General features: G+C 47.0%; 14 protein-coding genes. 12 read left to right on the plus strand and 2 right to left on the minus strand.

Features of this window, described 5'->3' with window-relative positions:
• Nucleotides 1-263 precede the first annotated feature (263 nt).
• From KDK19_RS05920 to KDK19_RS05965, 10 genes are all read left to right on the plus strand, one after another.
• On the plus strand, nt 264-440 hold the full coding sequence (locus KDK19_RS05920) for a hypothetical protein (protein WP_257291542.1): 177 nt from the start codon (nt 264-266) through the stop codon (nt 438-440).
• A 531-nt stretch (nt 441-971) separates the two neighbouring features.
• Nucleotides 972-1,478, plus strand: a complete 507-nt coding sequence (locus KDK19_RS05925) for a hypothetical protein (RefSeq protein WP_257280536.1) — start codon at nt 972-974, stop codon at nt 1,476-1,478.
• A gap of 399 nt (nt 1,479-1,877) precedes the next feature.
• Nucleotides 1,878-2,522, plus strand: coding sequence for a hypothetical protein (locus KDK19_RS05930; protein ID WP_257287123.1), 645 nt, complete (start codon nt 1,878-1,880; stop codon nt 2,520-2,522).
• Nucleotides 2,523-3,448: 926 nt separating this feature from the next.
• Nucleotides 3,449-4,681, plus strand: coding sequence for a hypothetical protein (locus tag KDK19_RS05935; protein ID WP_257291543.1), 1,233 nt, complete (start codon nt 3,449-3,451; stop codon nt 4,679-4,681).
• Between the two features lie 323 nt (nt 4,682-5,004).
• Nucleotides 5,005-6,396, plus strand: coding sequence for a hypothetical protein (locus KDK19_RS05940; protein WP_257280539.1), 1,392 nt, complete (start codon nt 5,005-5,007; stop codon nt 6,394-6,396).
• Between the two features lie 12 nt (nt 6,397-6,408).
• Nucleotides 6,409-7,095 carry a hypothetical protein gene (locus KDK19_RS05945; RefSeq protein WP_257280540.1) on the plus strand — a complete coding sequence of 229 codons (687 nt, stop codon included), beginning with the start codon at nt 6,409-6,411 and terminating at the stop codon, nt 7,093-7,095.
• 202 nt (nt 7,096-7,297) lie between these two features.
• Nucleotides 7,298-10,807, plus strand: a complete 3,510-nt coding sequence (gene smc / locus KDK19_RS05950) for a chromosome segregation protein SMC (protein WP_257280541.1) — start codon at nt 7,298-7,300, stop codon at nt 10,805-10,807.
• A 423-nt stretch (nt 10,808-11,230) separates the two neighbouring features.
• A complete protein-coding gene (gene zipA / locus KDK19_RS05955) occupies nt 11,231-12,301 on the plus strand; it encodes a cell division protein ZipA (protein ID WP_257291544.1) in 1,071 nt (356 codons plus the stop codon).
• 109 nt (nt 12,302-12,410) lie between these two features.
• Nucleotides 12,411-14,453, plus strand: a complete 2,043-nt coding sequence (gene ligA, locus KDK19_RS05960; protein WP_257291545.1) for an NAD-dependent DNA ligase LigA — start codon at nt 12,411-12,413, stop codon at nt 14,451-14,453.
• 3 nt (nt 14,454-14,456) lie between these two features.
• Nucleotides 14,457-15,038 (plus strand): hypothetical protein, encoded by a 582-nt coding sequence (locus KDK19_RS05965; protein ID WP_257280543.1) that lies wholly within the window; start codon nt 14,457-14,459, stop codon nt 15,036-15,038.
• A gap of 30 nt (nt 15,039-15,068) precedes the next feature.
• Here the strand turns inward: KDK19_RS05965 and KDK19_RS05970 are convergent, their stop codons facing one another.
• Together KDK19_RS05970 and KDK19_RS05975 are read right to left on the minus strand one after the other, a co-directional pair.
• Nucleotides 15,069-16,511: a hypothetical protein gene (locus KDK19_RS05970; protein WP_257287863.1), complete on the minus strand. Its 1,443-nt coding sequence runs from the start codon at nt 16,509-16,511 to the stop codon at nt 15,069-15,071.
• Between the two features lie 172 nt (nt 16,512-16,683).
• Nucleotides 16,684-16,968: a hypothetical protein gene (locus KDK19_RS05975; RefSeq protein ID WP_257276286.1), complete on the minus strand. Its 285-nt coding sequence runs from the start codon at nt 16,966-16,968 to the stop codon at nt 16,684-16,686.
• A 171-nt stretch (nt 16,969-17,139) separates the two neighbouring features.
• Between KDK19_RS05975 and KDK19_RS05980 the strand changes: the two genes are divergently transcribed.
• Together KDK19_RS05980 and KDK19_RS05985 are read left to right on the plus strand one after the other, a co-directional pair.
• Nucleotides 17,140-18,885, plus strand: a complete 1,746-nt coding sequence (locus tag KDK19_RS05980) for a hypothetical protein (RefSeq protein ID WP_257276287.1) — start codon at nt 17,140-17,142, stop codon at nt 18,883-18,885.
• Nucleotides 18,886-19,435: 550 nt separating this feature from the next.
• The coding region (locus tag KDK19_RS05985) for a hypothetical protein (RefSeq protein WP_257291546.1) at nt 19,436-20,450 on the plus strand (1,015 nt) is incomplete at its 3' end.

The following is a 20,450-nucleotide window of genomic DNA, read 5'->3' on the forward strand; positions in this document are numbered from 1 at the left end:
CAAACATTGCCGAAGAGTTTGTAAGCAGCGTTGATTTGGATTCGATTTATGAGTCGTTGGTGTAAACCCCGATAGTATTTTTTTCTGATAACCACCGTCCTTGAATATTCCATTAGGCGATCGCACTTTATAGGGGATAATTTCGAGACAAAGATTTCGGTCAGAACAATCCCTCCTTGGTTGGCACCAATACCGTCCTGGCCTTATTGTGCTGATAATTTTTATTGGTCTCATTCAGATGGGTTTGGTCAAGCTCCCTCGCGTTGTCCATATCGTGGGACACTGCCCTGAGATCGATTTCAGGCGAAAACGTCTCAAGCTTCTTCATCAGAAGTGGTATGAGGCTTGACGGTATTGCCAGAATGATCGTCGACTGGATGGTTCCTGAAGAAGGTGGCTGGGTCATTTGTCTTGATACTACTTACCGGGAACAAAAATGAGCCAGAACGCAAGCCGACATCAGGGCTGCACTTGAAAGCATTTCTCACAGGAAGATAACAATTCGGAATAAAACAATCGGGAACAAAATTAATTAATTGCTATCTAAGTAAATAAGTACAGTGTAAACATGCCCTGTTATGCCTTGGCTTGTCAGGAGAATTCAGAATCAAGGCAGTCTTTTGCAGGCATGACCAAGCCTGTAAAAAATGGCTTGCAGAGCGCGCGCATGACTTGTTCGCTCTTTATCTGATCAAAAAAGTCATGGAGGATTTATTATGATAAGCTCAAACCCGGCTTTCTATTTTCCAGGCAGCCAACCTGCTCAAGCAGGTGGGGTATGCCCTATATGTTTAGATCTATGCAGGTCGGTGACTGCTGTCACTCCCTGTTGTTGGAATGAAATGGACAGAGACTGTCTCCAGAGGCTTTTTGCAAATACTCCACTAGGAGCAAGAACAGCCTGTCCGGTATGCAGGGTGGATCTGCCTGATCTATCGCAATCACAACACAGTATGCAGGGAACCGGGACAATGCAGACGCCAAAATCCCGGTGGGTAATGAGTTATGAGCTGGTATCAGCCTTAAAAAATAACGACTGGGATAAAGCAGAAGGTATACAGCTTAGTATTCAGAACACTGGGGTGATGCTGGTGGAACGAGCCCGGCGGGAACTGAGTAACAAGCTTATAGAGGTTCTGGATAGTGGTACCTGGGCTGAAGCAGGTCGTTTAAAACGTATTATTCAGGGCATCGGGGCTGAGCCGACGCACGAACTCATGAAGAAGCTGAATAACAAGCTGATAGAAGCCCTGAATCGCAGGGATTGGGATAACGCGGATCGTTTGCAATGCATTATTCAGGGCATCCGCGCGTGTCGGTCGCAAAAAGTACTGCAGTTACTGTTTCAAATGCTGACAACGGATAAAAGCAAAAACTCTATTGATGACCAGGAGCGATTAGAGCGCATCAACAGCGCCAATGTACCGGATGAAATGGAGGAAGCGCAAAGTGAAGCTGGGTTATGTCTGATAATGTAACCCTTTCGACAAGGACAGCAAGCGGATCACTGTTATGACTCAATACCAATTCTGAGGGACTCCCAGTCTCCGTCGGCTCGAACTTTTGCGGTCTGACTGCCTGCGCAAAACCCCTCACGGGATTGCACTTGCCTTAAGCTAGTGGATATCATCGGTTGGCCAGGCGCAAGATCCGATGCTGGCAGACCCACAGGGGACTTTCACCCACAGGTTGATGACCATGCCGGGCGTACGCCTTAGAGATGGTTTTTCTAAAGGCTCGTTAGCCGTAAAAGCAGCAGTATTATTATCAGTTATATAAAGCAAAAAATTTATTTTGATATTAGATATAGGAAAACAAAAAATTTATTTTAGACTGTCATAGTCTTTATTTGTTTTCCTAACTCAAAAGGCTATGACATGCAACCAAATAACCTTCTAATCGCTACCTATTTCTTAACGGTCACAGCTTTAGCTGATAGTGTGAGATTAGGTGCTTTTGATCGGGAACCGTTCAATATTTCATGCCAATATGAAATTTATTATCAATATGAGCACTTAAGACAGCCAATGAAAGCTAATGCCTTGTTTGTCTCAAATGGAATTATTGTTTTTAGAGATTACAATGTTTTAACTGCCAGATATGAAAGTAAAGAAAGCGATTCAGGTGAAGCCATCCCAAAAGAAACAAATAAACTTGAAGCGAAAAGTTTTTTAGTGCATTTTCAAAAAAAATATAAACCTTACCCTTATTCTGTAATAAGTGAAAATCAGTTTAATGAAACTGTTTATACTCCTAGCAATAATGATACACACAATCAAATTAATATTATTAAGATATTGAGATCTTGCCCGGAAGAGCAGATTGAAATAGAAGAAAGTCAAGAATCAATTAATAGTGATTCTATCGCACAGGAATCAATTAATATTGATCCTGCCGCACAGGAATCAATTGATATTAATTCTACCGCACAGGAATCAGTTAATATTGATTCTACCGCACAAGAATCAATTAATAATGATTCTGCCGCACCTGCACTACCTGAAGCTAAACCACATCAATAAATTTACGCCTAAATAGGGTAGCCGGAGGGCCAGATTCAAGCAATAAGTGCAAGCGACTCTCCGGTCTGGACGTAAATAACCGTTGGGATAGCGCAGATCGAGTACAACTTACTATTCAGGATACCGGGACAACGCGAACGGAAGAAGCCGAGCAGACACTGAATAACATGCTGGCATGGGAGGTAAGGAATAATTTTCACAATAACGCAGAGCGATTACAGCGAATTATTGAGGGCAGAGTATCCGACGAAACGGAGGAAAAGCACAAAAAGCACAGTGAAGCTGGATTCCGTTTGCTCGTGTAGTCAATCAAAAAAATCCTTGCCGCCAACCTGCCCGACAAGGTCAACCAGCGGAACACTGAAAGGGGTAACTCAGAAAATCAAAAAGGTTTCATTCTCTTTTCACTCGCCAGAGTAAATAAGTACAAAGTCTGGCGCTCCTGCAGTCATTGTTGAAATGCACACATGTCACGATCGCTCAGTGACACAGCCTGCTAACAGGCTGCACACATTATTGTTTTGGATGCGAGCGGTAGTTTCTTCATCGTGGTTGTTCTCCAGATCTTGTATTTAAATGAGATCCGGAACTATCTGTTCTCAAAGGAGGAGTTTGATGCTCTCCCACGGGCAGGCCGACATGGAACTTTCCTGAAGACTGGTGGTCAAATCATTCGGTTTAAACAAATTTTCAGGGAAGTTTTAATAATGGATAGCATAAATAATTCAGGTAACTCAGTTAATCATTCTCAAAACAGCCAGCCTGCTGAAGCGGGCGGCAGGTGCTGTATATGTCAGCACGTGTTTGGCAGAGGTGTGACTCTCATTCCATGTTGTAACAATAAAATTCACAGAGATTGTATGCAGCGGTTGTTTCAACATACTCCACTTGAGGAAAGGTCAACCTGCCCGCTATGTAGAGAAGACTTGCCTGAGTTAACAGTAATATTGGCTCCTGAATCCAGTGATCAGGGCACTGGGGCAACGGGGATGCAAGAAGACCCCAAAGAACTGAGTTATGAGCTGACAGAAGCCCTGCTTAATAGCGATTGGGGTGAAACAGATCGTTTAGTACGCATTATTGGGGATGCCAAGGTAAGCCTCACGAACGAACCCCGGCTGGTATTGGGTAACATGCTGATAGAGGCCCGGAAACGTTGGGATTGGGTTAGTGTAAATCATTTACTGGGCATGATTCAGGACACTGGGACTCGTCTGATGGACGACGACCGGGAGGTACTGAGCAACATGCTGATAGACAGCGCGAAAATGAGGAATTGGCGTGATGCGGATCGTTTGCTAGGTATTATCCGGGATGCCAGGGCAAGTCTGACGGACGACGTCAGGCAGGAACTGAATAACATGCTGGTAAATAGCCGGAAATATTATTCTTCTTATGACAGAGCTCGTTTACGACGCATTATTGAGAATTCCGAGACCAGTCTGATGGACGACGCCCAGCGGGAAATCGAAAAGGCACAGAAGGACTTACCCGATTCCTATAACGAGCCTGCGGATACCCGTTCCTCACAAACGGCTTCTGCCAGTGCCTTCGCTGCGACTACCCAAAGAACAGAGACAACAACAAATCCGGCAAGGCAGATTGATACCCTGCTTCCTCAAGGACCACAACCACTCAGTGATCAGGGGACTGTGGTAAGGGGGATGCAAGAAGGCCGCGAAGAACTGAGTTATGAGCTGACAGAGGCCCTGATTAATAGGGATTGGAATGACGCAGATCGTTTAGTACGCATTATTCGGGATGCCAAGGTAAGTCTCACGAACGAACCCCGGCAGGTACTGGGTAACATGCTGGTTGAGGCCCGGAAACGCTGGGATTGGAATAGTGTAGGTCGTTTACTGGGTATGATTCGGGACACTGAGACCCGCCTGATGGAGGACGCCCGGGAGGTACTGAGCAACATGCTGATAGATAGCGCGAACAAGAGGAATTGGCATGATGCGGATCGATTGCTACGCATTATTCGGGATGCCAGGGCAAGTCTGACGGACGACGCCAGGCAGGAACTGAATAACATGCTGGTAATGAGACGGACATATGATTGTTCTTATGACAGAGCTCGTTTACAACGCATTATTGATGTTTCCGAGACCAGTCTGATGGACGACGCCCAGCGGGAAATCGAAGAGGCACAGTAGGACTTACACAATCTCGTAGATTGATTACAACGCATCATTGCTGGCAGAGTACCCGACGAAACAGAGGAAGCAAAGGAAAAGCAAAGTGAAGCTGGATTCTGTTTGCTTGTGAGTCAATCAGAAAAAATCCTTGTCGCCAAATTACTCGACAAGGTCATCTAGTGGATCACTGAAATCTGTCGCTCAGAAAATCAAATAGGGTTGATCTATGAGATGACGGAGAGTTACGTGTAAAAGCCAAACTTAATGGCTTGCAGTGTGCGTATATGACTCGTTCGCACTTTGGAATAAAAATGAATGATTAATGAAAAAGGAATAAGGACATGGATCAAGCAGTTAATCCGAACCTGTTTCCAGGGATATATCCCCCACCACACTCCGAAACGGAAGCGGACAGACTGTTCAAAAATAGAGCTGATGATAGGAAGTATCTTCCAAACACAGTAGGACGCGCAGAAAATAATGTTGAGAATAAGGAGCTTTCATCAAGATGTGTTGCTTTGGTTCCGACCGAAAACGATGAGGATACTTATTACATCCAGCTTGCAAAAAATATAGTCTTCAATTTGGATCCAACTTATTTTGATTCAATTGATGAAGAGTCCTGGATAAATATGGCTGAAAGTTTAAAGTTTTCGGGTATTGCTTCATTAGAGAAAGCCGCTGCTATGGATCTGAAGGTATGTCCTCCATGTCCGGTTTTTCACACATGGGCGGCACTCCATGGTACCACCATATTTAATGGCTTAAATAATCCTGATAAACTTGCGGGAATTAATTATGTTCAAAGAATATTAGAAGAAGGAACCAAACTCGCTGAAAGTGATATCCCGCTGCTTATAGTTTTTTCAGATATGAATCTTACAGAGTCTCAAATTGAACAGATGAAGGCTGAACTGAATAATCACGATAATATATTATGCCTCTCCATGGAAACAGACCTGCAGCTGAAATTTCCCGTTCAATTAGGGGAATACGCTTCATGTATGAGCGTTTGTTTTATGGATTCCATTAGACTTGTTGTGTCTCAAAATATTAAAAAGACTATATGCTTTTGTATAGATAAGGCGAATTCTGAAAACAAAACCGAATTGGCTAATCGTTTAGAAAAACTCGGTGTTAATCATTTGTTTTATTCAGATATTGATAATCAATGGTTGTCCAAACCACCCTATGTTTTAGCTAGCCATGGGATATTTACCCAGCCAAAAATGTCATTGACATTGCCGCTCCCTCCTCATATATGTGGTTACTTGGTGGGAAAATTATCTCGTATTGATAGACATCGTTTAGAGATGCATAGATCATTTTTCTCTGATATGCCTTACTTAAATGGACCTAATTCAGTCAACTGGTCTGTAGATAAAGCGAAAAAGCTATTTGATTACATTTTAAGTGGTGAAGCACAATGTAATTATGAACATCTATCCGTTGTGTTAGCTCGTATTTCCCCTTGTTCCAGGTATCTATTGGAACCTGATGCAGGTGTTTCCTGGAGCGGTGAGAATAGTAGTTTTTTTGTGACAGAGGATTCTAAAGATGTTTTTTTAAGAGGTGCTCTAAAAAGAGTCTACCTTATAGACCTTCATCAAAAGCCAGATAGCCGGCTTACTGATGATGATTATAATCCAGATCCATATTACAGAGAAGCACACAGCCTCGTTGGAATGCAATTACTCAAGTATCATTATCATGGGCATGATGGCACTTGGTAGACCATCCGGGAAATGCCTGGCAGTCATTTTTTCGCTGCTGCTACCCAAAGAGCAGAGAGAACAACAAACCGGGAAAGACAGCTTAGTACCCTCCCTCCTCAGGAGCTGCAACAACTTGCTGCCCGGGGCATCGGGACAACACGGTTGCGGGAACTGAGTAATCAGCTGTTACTGGCCATAAGTAATGACGCTTGGGATGAAGCAGAGCTTTTATACCTCACTATTCAGAATGCCGGGGCAAGGCTGTCGGAACGCGCCCAGATGGTGCTGAGCAGGATGCTGATAGAGGCTGTGGATGACGAGATGTGGGAGAAAGCAGACAATTTACAACGCATTATTCAGGATACCGGGACACGGCTGATGCACGAAGTTGACCGGCAACTGAGTTTCAAGCTGATAGCGTTCCTGAATAGAAGGTCGTTGAGTGATGCAGAACGTTTACGAGACATTATTCGGGGCGCCGGGGTAAGGCTGACGTTCGGAGCCGAGATGGCACTGAGTAACCAGCTGGTAGAAGAGCTGTGTTGCGGGCTTTGGAATAATGCAGAACGTGTACAGCGCATTATTCAGGACACCGGGGCAAGTCACTCGCAAGGTGCCCGGCGGGCACTGAATAACATGCTGGCATCGGAGAGAAGAAATAACTTTCACAGTAACGCAGAGCGGTTACAACGCATCATTGAAGGCAGGGTGCCATAAGAAATGTACTGGTCTCAACAACCTGCACAGGGTTGATTGCCCTGTCACAGCAGACAGACTGAACTGGCCATAAGGTTGACGGTCAAAGCTTTCGGTAACGACGACTTTTCCTCATGGGCACAATCTGTGTACACTCGTAGAGAGTTGTTACCTACTGATAACCAGGCAGCTGTGGTCCTGATAGCTACGAATTAAGGAAAAGATGCGTCTTAAATCGATCAAACTGGCCGGTTTCAAATCCTTTGTGGATCCCACAACGGTTCATTTTCCCTCCAATATGTGCGGTGTTGTAGGTCCTAATGGCTGCGGCAAGTCCAATATTATCGACGCCGTACGTTGGGTCATGGGGGAGTCTTCTGCCAAGCACCTGCGTGGTGAGTCCATGACAGACGTTATCTTCAAGGGCTCCAATAGCCGTAAGCCTTCAGCAAAGGCGACGGTAGAGTTGATCTTTGATAATAACGAAGGTCGGGTCACTGGCGAGTTTGCTGCCTACAGCGAGATTTCTGTGCGCAGGATGCTGACCTCGGAAGCCAAGAATTTTTATTTCCTCAATGGTAACAAGTGTCGCCGTAAAGATGTGATGGATATCTTTCTCGGCACCGGTCTAGGGCCGCGAAGTTACTCCATCATCAGTCAGGGCATCGTCTCCACGCTGATTGAGTCCAAGCCGGAAGAACTCAGAGTCTTTATTGAGGAAGCGGCTGGTATCTCCAAGTACAAGGAGCGCCGCCGTGAAACAGAAAACCGCATTCGCCGAACCAATGAAAACCTGGAACGACTGACCGACCTGCGAGAAGAGCTGGGGCGTCGTCTCGGGCATTTGCAGAGACAGGCCGAAGCGGCAGAAAAATACAAAGAATACAAAGCCGATGAACGACTGAAAAAAGCCCAGCTTCAGGCCTTGCGTTGGCGGGGCATCGATGAAAAGGTCAGGAATCAGGAACATGTGATTTCCGAGCTGGAAGTCCAGCTGGAAGCGGCCGTCAGTGAGCAGCGCTCCTCCGATGCCGGAATGGAAAAAGACCGCGCCCAGCAGATGGAGTTGAGTGACTACTTCCATGAAACCCAGGCCAAATACTATGGCACGGGCAATGAAATCACCCGGATTGAGCAGACGCTTCGCCATAAGGAAGAGCGGGCCAAAGAACTGAGTCATGACCTGCAGCAGCTTGAACAAAGCTGGCAGGAAGCCCGTGAACAGATGGCTGAGGATCAGTCTCAGCTGGAAATTCTGGAAGAAGAAAAACTGCAGATTGAACCTGAGCTGGAGATGCTTCAGGAGCAGGAATACCAATCCGGTGACTCTCTTGCCCGGGTGGAAGAGGAAGTGCATCGTTTGCAGCAGGAATGGGAACAGTTTAATCAGCGCTCCCACGAGCCTCAGAAAGCAGCTGAAGTGGAGCAGTCCCGAATTCAACATGCTGAAGCCGTACTGGATCGTCTCCATGAGCGTGAACGGCGTCTGCGAGAAGAAAGCAGCAGTCTTGGTGGTGGCGAAGACATTGAAGAGATGGAGCTGCTTTCCGAAAAGCTGACCGAGCTGGAGCTGACCCGCGAAAATCACGAGCTGAAACTGGAACAAGTCACCTCTGACATTGAAGAAAACCGTGTTCAATTTGATCAGTTACAGGAAGATCGTGACAGCCATCGCAATGAACTGAGTATGATCAGAGGGCGTCACGCTTCTCTGGAGGCCCTTCAGCAGGCTGCTATGGGACAGGATACCGGGGTCATGGTCTGGCTGGAGCAGCATGGACTGGCATCTGCACCCAGGCTAGCCGAGAAACTGCAAGTGGAGTCAGGCTGGGAACTGGCTGTTGAAACCGTTCTCGGAGACAGCTTGCAAGCACTTTGTGTTGATGATCTGGATCCTGTTGCAGGGTTATTGGATTCTCTGGAGCAAGGCGCAGCGGTTTTACTGGATGCTTCCGCTCATCAGGTTTCTGAAGAGGCCAGAGGAGCGCTTCACGCTCTGGCTGGCAAAGTACAGTCAGGCAGTGAAGCCAAGGGGTTACTGGCAGGCATTTATGTCACAGATTCGCTGGAAGCGGCTTTATCTGCCCGAACCGCTCTGCAGGCTCACGAATCCATCGTCACAAAAGAGGGGATTTGGCTATCCGGAAACTGGCTTCGGGTCTGTCGCGAAACGGATAATCATTCCGGTGTTCTGGCCCGTCAGCAAGAGCTTGAACAGCTTGGCAGCCGAATGGAAACGTTGGAAGCGCTCAGTCAGCAGGTTGAAGAACGTTTGGCCAACGCCAGGATTCAGGCTGAGCAATTGGAAACCCACCGACAGCAGACTCAACAACAGATTACTGAACTCAACCGAACCCAGGGTGAGGTGAGAGCGGATCTCGGTGCCAGAAAAGTCAGGCTTGAGCAGTTTTCGGAAAGGCGAATTCGACTTCAGCAAGAAATTGCTGAATGTCAGGAGTTAAGTCAGGCTGAACAGGAAAGTATCGGAGAGTCCCGCCTGCGACTTCAGGAGGCTCTGGATCGAATGGAAATGGACAGCGGTCTCAAAGAAGATCTGCTGGAGAAAAGAGAGAAGGGCAGAGAAAAGCTGGAACAGTTGCGGCAGAGTTCCCGTCAGGATAAGGATCGTCTACATCAGCTGGCCTTGAGGCAGCAAACCATCAACAGTCAGGTGGAATCTCTGCGAGCGGCTATCGAGCGACTCAGTCAGCAATCCACCAAACTGAGGGAACGCCGGGAGCTGCTTCAGACGTCACTGTCGGAGTCCCATTCTCCTGAAGGAGAATTGCAAGAACAGTTGGAGATTCTGCTGGCCAGAAGGTTGGAAGAAGACGAAGCGATGCAGAAGGCTCGCAGCGAGCTGGAGGACGTTGAACAACGACTGCAGCAAATGGAAAAGAGTCGGCAGTCCGCCGAGCAAAAAGCCCAGACTGCCCGCTCAAGACTTGAGAAGTTAAGGATGGACTGGCAGGGCATGCAGGTCCGGCGCACGACCCTGTCTGATCAATTGCGGGAAGACCAGTTTGATCTGGATACCGTTCTGGCCAATATGCCGGAAGACGCCAGCGAGAAAGTCTGGGAACAGGAACTGGAAAGATTACAGGCACGGATTGAAAGACTGGGGGCCATCAATCTGGCAGCGATAGAAGAGTACGAAACCCAGTCGGAACGAAAAACCTACCTGGATGCGCAGAACGATGATCTGGAGTCCGCTCTGGAGACCCTGGAAAATGCTATCCGCAAAATCGACCGGGAGACCCGTCAGCGTTTCAAAGTGACGTTTGAGAAGGTGAATTCCGGTTTGCAGGAACTGTTCCCCAGAGTCTTCGGAGGTGGCCGCGCTTATCTGCAGTTGACCGGCGAAGATCTCCTGGATACCGGGGTAGCTATCATGGCGCAACCGCCGGGCAAGAAGAACAGTACTATCCATCTGCTGTCTGGTGGTGAAAAGGCGCTGACGGCGATTGCCCTGGTATTTGCCATCTTTCAGTTGAATCCTTCACCCTTCTGCATGCTTGATGAGGTGGATGCACCATTGGATGATGCTAATGTAGGCCGGTACGCCAAAATGGTTTCAGAAATGAGTGACAAGGTTCAGTTTATCTACATCACCCATAACAAAATTGCCATGCAGGCAGCGAATCAACTAGTGGGTGTAACGATGCAGGAGCCCGGTGTCTCCAGACCCGTATCTGTGGATGTGGAAGAGGCCGCAGCTATGGCAGAACTCTGAACTTTTTCTTATTGAACGGTTAGTTTTTATTCGTTGTTCAGTATAAGAAGTCTGTTTTTGTGTAACCTGAGATTAAACGGTTTGTACAGTTGCACAGGCGACTGAAAAAAGTTATCACTATTTATCGAACTTTGTTAATGATATCCGTGGTTTGCGCTTGAAGGGACAATAAATACTCGCCAAAATAGACTTGTAGGTCAGGATGCTTGACTTACCTGATTCTGGCGGTTGTCGGACAGTGTTATGAAAGTGAAGATTAAAAACGTGTTTCATCAATAATCATAAACAATGGTCTGAATACATATTGTTTTGTTGTAACATGGTAGTACATTTCACTGATTTATAAATTTCAGACTTTTTTGCGTTTTCGGGTTGTTGGTTTTCAGGCGGCAACAACCCACCGGGTAAACAGGCGGCATGGACATGAGTTTACGAGATTGGTTGGTAGTAATCGGAATCGTCGTCATTATTGGCGTTCTGGCTGATGGATACCGCCGTATGCGTCTGGCTAGAAAAAGAGCATCAGAACTGTCTTTCGGTCTTGAAGATGTAAAAGGAAATGAAGACGAGTTTGGCAGTGAATTGCCCAATGGTGGAGCCAGAAGGTCAGAGGCTCCCCCCCAGAAGTTGGAAACAGTGAAGAACTGGGTGCGTTCAGAAGAGTCAACCCATGTTTCTGTGAGGGAGCGGATCGAACCGGAAATATCCAGCCTTGGGTCAGAAATTATGGCGCCTGCCAGGCCGGTGCAAGAGACACCCGCAGAGAAACCGTCTGTTGAGGCTCCGGAAGTTCAGGAAAAATCAGAGCCCTTACCGGTTCTGACTCAGGTTGATGAAGTACCGGAAGTGCCTTCTGTCGAGCCCGGATCCAGAGTAAAAGAGCCTGTTTCCGGTGTTGAAGAACCTGCACCCGTGCAGGAAAGTTTTACTTTTAAGTCTGAGTTTGTTGAAGAACACCAGGCCGCTGTACCCCCCACATTTGCAAAGACCAAGCCCGCAAGAACTGAGAAAAGTCACCGTTCTGTCAATCAGGAAAAGCTTGCAGACCGTCCTGCAGCCAGTGAAATCCTGGTGATCAATCTGCTGGCAAAAGGTGGTGAAAACTTTGACGGCGCAAGGTTGCTCCAGAGTCTGATGGCTTCAGGCATGCGCTACGGCGATATGTCGATCTTTCACCGTTATGCCAACAAGGATGGAACCGGACAGATCCTGTTCAGCATGGCAAATGGGGTAGAGCCGGGCACTTTTGATATTGGTAAACTGGAATCGACTGATACACCGGCTGTCAGTGTTTTTATGGGATTGCCCGGACCCCGTGAGCCACTCAAGGCGTTTATGCTGATGGAAGAAACTGTACGACAGTTGGCGCTGGATTTGGGTGGAGAACTAAAAGACGAACACTTCAGTGTACTGACGCAACAGACACTGGAGCATTATCGTCAGCGTATTCGCGATTTCGAAAGAAAACAGTTAACCCAGAAGCTGGCTGACTGATCCATCTCTACCTCTCATTAATTTTTATCCTCCCCCGGTCTATCGGGGGCTTCAGTGTACAGGCTCAAGGCGGTTTAGAATCACTCAGGACCGTTTAAGTAACAGAATCATGACCCAAACTACCCTCTCTCTTAAGGAAGCTCAACAGCAAGCTCAAGGGCTGCGAGAGCAGATCAATGATCATAACTATCGTTACTATGTTCTGGACGATCCGATCATTGCCGATGCCAGTTATGATCGGCTGATGCAGCAGCTGAAGTCCATCGAAGCGGATTTTCCCGAGCTGATTACACCTGAATCACCCACCCAGCGAGTGGGTGCTGCCCCCCTGAAAGTGTTTGGCCAGATTCGTCATGAACTGCCCATGCTGTCGCTGGATAACGCGTTTAACGAAGACGATCTCAATGACTTTGACCGCAGAGTCCGTGAGCGTTTGGGCACCGATTCAGCAGTAGAATATGCCTGCGAACCCAAACTGGATGGGATTGCGGTCAGCCTTTTATACGAGAAGGGGGCGCTGATGCGAGGTGCTACCCGTGGGGATGGTACGACTGGCGAAGATATCACTCTGAATGTTCGCACCATTGCTACTATTCCTCTGAAATTGCTGGGTGAAGGTTGGCCTGATCGTCTGGAAGTTCGTGGTGAAATCTTTATGCCCAAGGAAGGTTTTGAAAGGCTGAATAAGAGAGCTAAAGCCCGGGATGAAAAAGTGTTCGTTAATCCCCGCAATGCAGCAGCGGGCAGTCTGAGACAGCTTGACTCGAAAATAACGGCGAAAAGACCTCTGGATATTTACTGTTACAGTGCCGGTGTGGTTGAAGGGGGTGAGTTGCCTGACAGGCATGCGGATATTCTTGAGCGTTTTAAAACCTGGGGCCTGCGGGTCAATCCGGAGCTGCGGGTAGTTAAAGGGGCTGCTGCCTGTGCTGAATACTTTTCCAGAATGAGTGAGAAGCGCGAAGCTTTGCCCTACGAAATTGATGGTATTGTTTATAAGGTCAACCGTCTGGCCCTGCAGGAGCAACTGGGTTTTGTAGCTCGTGCTCCCCGATGGGCCGTTGCCCATAAGTTTCCTGCCCGGGAAGAAATGACCCTTTTGAAAGATGTGGAGTTCCAGGTGGGCAGAACAGGTGCCATTACGCCGGTTGCCCGTCTCGAGCCGGTCTTTGTGGGTGGGGTCACCGTCAGCAATGCAACCCTCCATAATATGGACGAGGTGGCACGTCTGGGTCTGAAAATAGGTGATACCGTTGTGATTCACCGGGCTGGGGACGTGATTCCAAAGGTGGTTCGGGCTATTCCCGACCGAAGACCAGCTGATGCCAGAGATATTGAATTGCCTGAGCGCTGCCCGGTGTGCCATTCAGACGTTGAAAGAGATGAAGACGAAGCAGCAGCTCGCTGCACTGGTGGTCTTTATTGTTCGGCCCAGCGTAAGGAGGCCATCAAACACTTTGCTTCAAGGAAAGCCATGGATATTGATGGCCTGGGTGATAAGCTGGTGGATCAGTTTGTCGAGAAAGGTCTTGTGAATACTGTGGCTGACCTTTACAAACTCGGAGCAGAGCCTATTGCATCCCTTGAGCGAATGGGCAAAAAATCAGCCACCAATCTGGTCAATGCCTTGAAGGCCAGCCAGAAAACGACGCTGGCCAGATTTATCTACGGACTGGGCATTCGTGAGGTAGGTGAAGCGACTGCTCAGAGTCTGGTGGCTCATTATCGTGATCTTGAGGCGATCAAGTCAGCGACGGTCGAGCAGTTACAGGAAGTGGATGATGTCGGTCCTGTCGTTGCTGCTCATATAGAAACGTTTTTCAAGCAGGAGCATAATCTTGAAGTGATGGATGAACTGCTGAAAGTTGGCGTGCACTGGGATGAAGACACCGGACAGGAAGAGGGTGTGGATCAACCCTTACAAGGTGAGGTTTGGGTGCTGACAGGAACCCTGCACACTATGACCCGGGATGAAGGCAAGGCCGTATTACAGAAAGTGGGCGCCAAAGTTACCGGCTCTGTCTCAGCAAAAACCACGGCGCTCCTGGCTGGAGAAAAAGCGGGCTCGAAGCTGACCAAGGCTCAAAATCTTGGTGTTCGTGTCGTTACAGAAGATGAGTTTATTGTTTTGATGCAGCAATGGGGAGTCTGATACGTGAAACGGGGACTGGCACTGATCATAATGATAACAGGATTTCTTTTTCTGACCGGCTGTGCCAGCACAACACCGCCTGCCAATCCCCATAACTTATGCAGTATTTTCAAAGAAAAGCGTAGTTGGTATCGACACGCTAAAAAAGCCAATGAAAAATGGGGGACTCCCATTCAGATCATGATGGCTATCATGTATCAGGAATCCTCTTATCGTCATGATGTCAGACCCCCCAGACCCTGGTTCCTGTTTATTCCATTGCCCAGAAATTCATCAGCCTACGGCTATGCCCAGGCCCAGGATGGCACCTGGGAAATGTACCTGAAAGAGAACGGTGGCTGGTTCAGGGGGCGGGATGATTTTGAGGATGCCATTGATTTTATTGGCTGGTATACCAACAAGACCCGTCGTATTAATGGTGTCTCTCTATGGCGTGCTGATTTGCTCTACCTGAATTATCATGAGGGTTGGGGTGGCTATAAGCGTGGGAGTCACAAGAAAAAGCCCTGGCTGTTGAATACGGCTAAAAAAGTCGACAGTCGAGCTTCAAACTACGGTGCCCAGCTTCGGCGTTGCAGGCTCTGAACAAGAAGCCTATTGTCACTGAGATGTTGACTAATACATCAAAAATAACTGACCATCAAGGCTGAATAGCCGACCATCAAGGCTGTCCAGTCCACTCAAAGGATTGATCATGGAACCATCGATAGACGTCCAGGTATTGAAAACCTGGCAGACTGTCGGTGAAGTGGGCGTTACCACGGCACCGGTTGAATCCGCAGTGCCTTCACACTCTCCTGCCAATGGTAGTGGATCAACGGCTTTCAAGCCGTATTGTTTTGGTCGCCACCACCATGAAGGTGGATATTGTCGCCACGGATTGGCTGCCTGAAGATGGTTACAGGCCAGGGCCAGTTTAATGTGTCCTTCGATACCTATAGCTGTACTTTTTGAGCGTATCCGATTGCCTGCCAGATTAAAAAGGGGAGGTAACAAGTTGACTTTTGTATCATAATTACCCCTGAGAAAGAAACCATCTCTAAAACGAGCCGGTCTCGTTGAGAGAGGTTTCTTGCCCAGCATATTGTTGTTGATATCAACCGTGTTTCTGAAAATATCCATACTGCTCCCAGCCGGTAGGTAAAAGTCACCCGCGTGTGCCATCTCTCCCTGGAATATATTTTCAATAACAGCGATCTTCTGTAACTGCTGCGTACCGGCATAATAAATATCTATCCCTTTAGGAACAATATCACTCCCGTCGTAGAGTATGGATTTACCTATCATGACGTTATTGGCAAACTGCAGGCCCGAACCCTGGTTCACCGATGCATCAAGGGATCCTGCGCAAGAGAGGAAAAGTCCGGCCCGTCTGACAGACACATAAAACAGGTTATTTTCTACAATCAGTTTCCGGTTATAACAACCAGCATAAATAATAGAAAAAGCCCCCACATTGTTCTCAGGTCCAACGGGCTGGAAAGTAACATGCCTTATGTGACTGTCTCTCGTTTTATCGAAATCGTACATGTCATCAATCATGACCATAGACAGATCTTTAAAACCTGCGTCAACTCTGATAACTATTTCAAAACCGTCGTCTGCTGCACCAATGATGTCCTGACCGTCCTTCAAAACTATTCCTTTATTAATAAGATACTCAATCGGGGTTTTATCCACCGGAGGGAGAGAGGATGTAGAAGTAGAAGACGCAGTAGACACAGTCTCGGAAGAGAGCAGGATAACAGTGTTCTCAGGAGCCCGTTTGATCGTCTCACTCAGATCCTCTGTCGGATCAGCAGCGAGAACAATACACTGTCGTCCCTTGACAAGTTCTACGTACTGGCGTAGCCGCTGCTGAACCCCCGGCGTTTGTGCTGGAAGAGAGTCACACAATACTGTCGGCAGAGGAGGATAGGGTGCTATAGAAGAAGAGGTTGAAGCTGGAGAAGAGTTGACGTTTGGAGATTGAGTCGTCCAGGCTTCTGCAAACAAAGCCATTAACAGGAATAAAGGGGCGACTAACCGGGCTAATAAATAGTGTTTCAGCATGATCATGCTCAGAACCCTTTGAAGCAATCGACATGAAGTCTAGACTCTGTATTTATACTTAGCCATCAAAAAAATTGTTCCATTCAGTGCTGTAAAAACTTTTCAGAATTTAATAAAAAAACCTTCTCCATTGGCAACGTTTACACATTGATTTCAATCACAGATCTCCGGGTAGATATTAAGCCCCACCCACGGCACAAAAACCTAATCTTGTTCGTCCTGAATAACCATCTCGTGCAGGGTGTTCAAGTCTGGCACTATCTGCCCGGAAGTCGAGCAGCTTCTTCGTATGTGAGAGCAGAGCCTTTCCTGCATTCATCAGGGATAAAATGATATTACCAAACAGCCGGGTTCCACTTTTCATCGCCTTACGCGTCGAGATTTCTTCAATCCAGCTCACTGCGCCAAAGCTGCCACTGCAGTCCAAATGTGTCGATTCGCTTGGATCGATTTTTGCTGACATACAGTACCATTTGAACAACGAAAGTTCCGAAGGAGGGAGGCTTGTTTCTTAAAGTGGAAAGCTTTGCCTTTATTTATGAAATATCTGGTCTAAAGTTGCTCGGGCTGTCTTAAAAAGGATTACAACGATAAGGAATATCTGTTTCGATTTTTAAATATTAGAAAGATTGAAATGATGAATACCTTAAGATCCGGGTTGGTAGTTGCTCTATTCTCAGCGGTTTATTGCTTCCCCTGTCATGTTTACGGCACGGGTGAGTCAGCGGGCAGTGATGTATTTACAGAAGTTTCAAGTTGCTCTGAATTAAACAGTCGTGCTGACAGGGACGTGTGCAGGCGTCATTTACCTGTTCTTAAAAATCTCATCAGGGAGAAAAGCAATCAGTCATCTTCAACAACTTGCCCGGCTATTTCCCGGAATGCGTTCTTAAGTACTTGCACAGACACTCCTCCAGGCTCTAAAGCGGTCAGGATAAGAAAAATATCCGCTACAACAAACAGACTGGGGCATGAGGTTTTTAGAACCATCCATCCGACCTTGTTTATCTTTGATGCAGAGCAAACGTCTGGAAATGGACAAGCTGCCGTTTATGAATTGCCAATGACCGGGCGTAGCAGGCACTTTTCCATAGGTTTCAGCAGTTTTCAGTTACCGGATAACTCTGCTTTTGTGGGGAATCGCATCGATATTCTGCCTGAGTTTGTTATTAAGGGACACAGCTGGTTCCATTACGTGATGTCGGCACCCCATAATGATTCTGTTTATTATCTGGCGAATATCAAGGTCGATTCGAGAAATCCTCTGGATACAGGCAAATCATTCACAGCAGTTGCCACAGTGCCTTCTGTCTCACCCCCGAGAAAACCACGTTATGTACCCGGAGGCGTTCTGAATCTCCGGGGTGCGGGTATCTTTGTTGCAGACAACATCAAGGTGGTGCTTGATCCGGTGGATAATCAGGTAGCGATCAAACTGGTAGAGTTGGGATGTACTGATCATGGTGATGGGAGAGGAACAGAAGAGAGTTTCGTCTATCGATTTATGCATTCTGAATTTGATCTCCTGCAAGGTATACAGAAATCAACACAATATCAAAATGCTGCGCTGACTGTTGATTGCTTTCAGAATAAAGGGCAAGTGCAGTTGACCATGAAAAACACTAAAACCGTCATATCCTTACCCACTGAAACGGCAACGCCTGCACCATTGAAAAGCAGTGGTGTGTTGTTCGATATGCACTTATGGCATAGAGAAAACGTTCTGCACCTGGTTGATTCTACTTATAACAGCATTGTTGATCAGTTTGGCAATGATCTATGCGCCGAGTCAGCCAATCCATCGGACCTTTTTCTCTATATGGGAGGTATCTCGGGTGGCAGGTACTGTTCTGATACTAAAGTAATCCAGGGAACATTCGGATTAAAAGGCAGAGACGAGGCATGGGGCTTGACAGGCGTTGATCAGGCTGATTCGCATAGATGTTCGACTGAATTGGCTAAACGTTACCAACTAGGATTTGCTTCAGTGAAGGCAGGGTCTTCGGCGAGATTTGATGCTGCCTGTAACTCCCCTATGCCGATATCCGATTCTACAACTCAATCACCCCACGTTACTGATACAGGTGCTATGGCTATGAGTAATACTGGCAGAAAAAGATTAAAACCAGGGCAGATAGTGTCTGCAGGTATTGGTGCATTGGTTGTGAATCAGGCCATTACCCATAGCTGGTTCTATTTTTCAAAACATATCAGGCAAGCCTCGGTAAGATACACCAGCCAGATGTTAGCTGCTACTTTAGGTTTGGGCATTCCGCTAGTCCAGCTGATTGAAGTGGTTAGAGATCTCCGGCCATATAAACGCAGATGCGGGTTATACACGAGGCCATCGAGGTGTGTCACATGTCTGAAAAGAGAATGAAATCATACACTGCTGTGTTCAGGTAATCCGCAGTAAAGCTGGCTGTTGTGTCGGGTAAACCGGTGACAGAAACTGCCGGATAGCTTGGGGTTAACTTACCGGCTTTCTCGTGATAATACCTGTCAGAGACTTGGGGCTCATTTCCTATTGCTGAAGACATTGCCTTTCTTTATCCAATTTCCGGTCTAGGATAAATAACGACTTTTCAAAAAGGATTGTCACGGCAAGGATACATCTGTTTTGGCTTTCAAATATGCGGCAGAGTGCAGTTATGAATAGCTTTAGATCGGGCTTGACGGTTGCTCTATTGTCAGTAGTGTTCGCCTTTTCTTGTCATGTTTTCCCCGCAGTTGGGCCAGCGGACAGTTCTGCATATACAGAGGTTTCAAATTGTTCTGAATTAACCAATTGTTTCGATAGGGAGGTGTGCAATCATCATTTGTCGGCTTTTAAGGCTCTCATCAGGGAAAAGAACAATCGGGCATCTTCAACAACAACTTCCCCGACTACGTCTTCAAATATTTCTCTACGCAGTTCTCCGAATCCTTCAGTGACTCCTTCATCAATCCCTGAAACAGTTAAGATAAGAAAGATATCGAGTACAACAGAAAAACTGACTCATGAGGCTTTTGAAACCATCTGTCCAACTTTGTTTATCTTTGATGCAGAGCAATCGCCCGGACAGGAACAACCGGCCGTCTATGAATTGCCATTGTCAGAGCCCGTTTCTGACAGCCATAGAAGAGTCAACAGTTTTCAGTTACCGGACAACTCGGCTTTTGTGGGGAACGGAGCGGATATCTTGCCTGAATTTGTTATTGAGGGAGGCTTACAGCGTCACTACGTGATGTCGGCAACCCATAATAATGCTGTCTATTATTTGGCGAATATCGAAATCGATTCCAGAAACCCTCTGGATATTGGTGTTTCATCAGCCACTGCTTCCTCAGGATATCCCGTTACAACCCCGACCACACAGGATTATATACCGGCGGGTATTCTGAATCTGAGGGGCGCGGGTATTTTTGTTGCAGTCAACATCAGGGTGGTGCTTGATCCAGCGAATAACGATATGAGGATCAGGCCGGTAGATCTGGGCTGTAGCAATCATGGTGAGTTTGGCACAGAAGAAAATTTCGTCTACCGATTTTTGCACTCTGAGTTTGATCTTTCACAAGGTGTACCAGGATCAACAGACACTCAAAACGCTGCACTGAATGTAAGATGTTTTCAGAAAACAGGGCAAGTGCAGTTGACTATGAAAGACACTAAAACCGTTATATCTGTACCCACTGAAACGGATACTCCAACACCCGACGCACCACAGAGCAGTGGTGTGTTGTTCGCTATACACTTATGGCCCAGAGAAAACGTTCTGAGCTTTGTCAATTCTACTTGTAACAGCGTTGTTGATCAGCTTGGCAATGATTTATCCATTGACTCAGCTCATCCGTCGGATCCTGATCACTATATGGGGGGCGACTTTGGCAATTACTGTCATGGCATCAAAATGATGAATGGGGCATTTGGATTAAAAGACAGAGAGCAGGCATGGGGTTGGGTAT

The sequence above is a fragment of the Endozoicomonas sp. ONNA1 genome (genome assembly GCF_024606325.1).
Lineage (GTDB): Bacteria > Pseudomonadota > Gammaproteobacteria > Pseudomonadales > Endozoicomonadaceae > Endozoicomonas_A.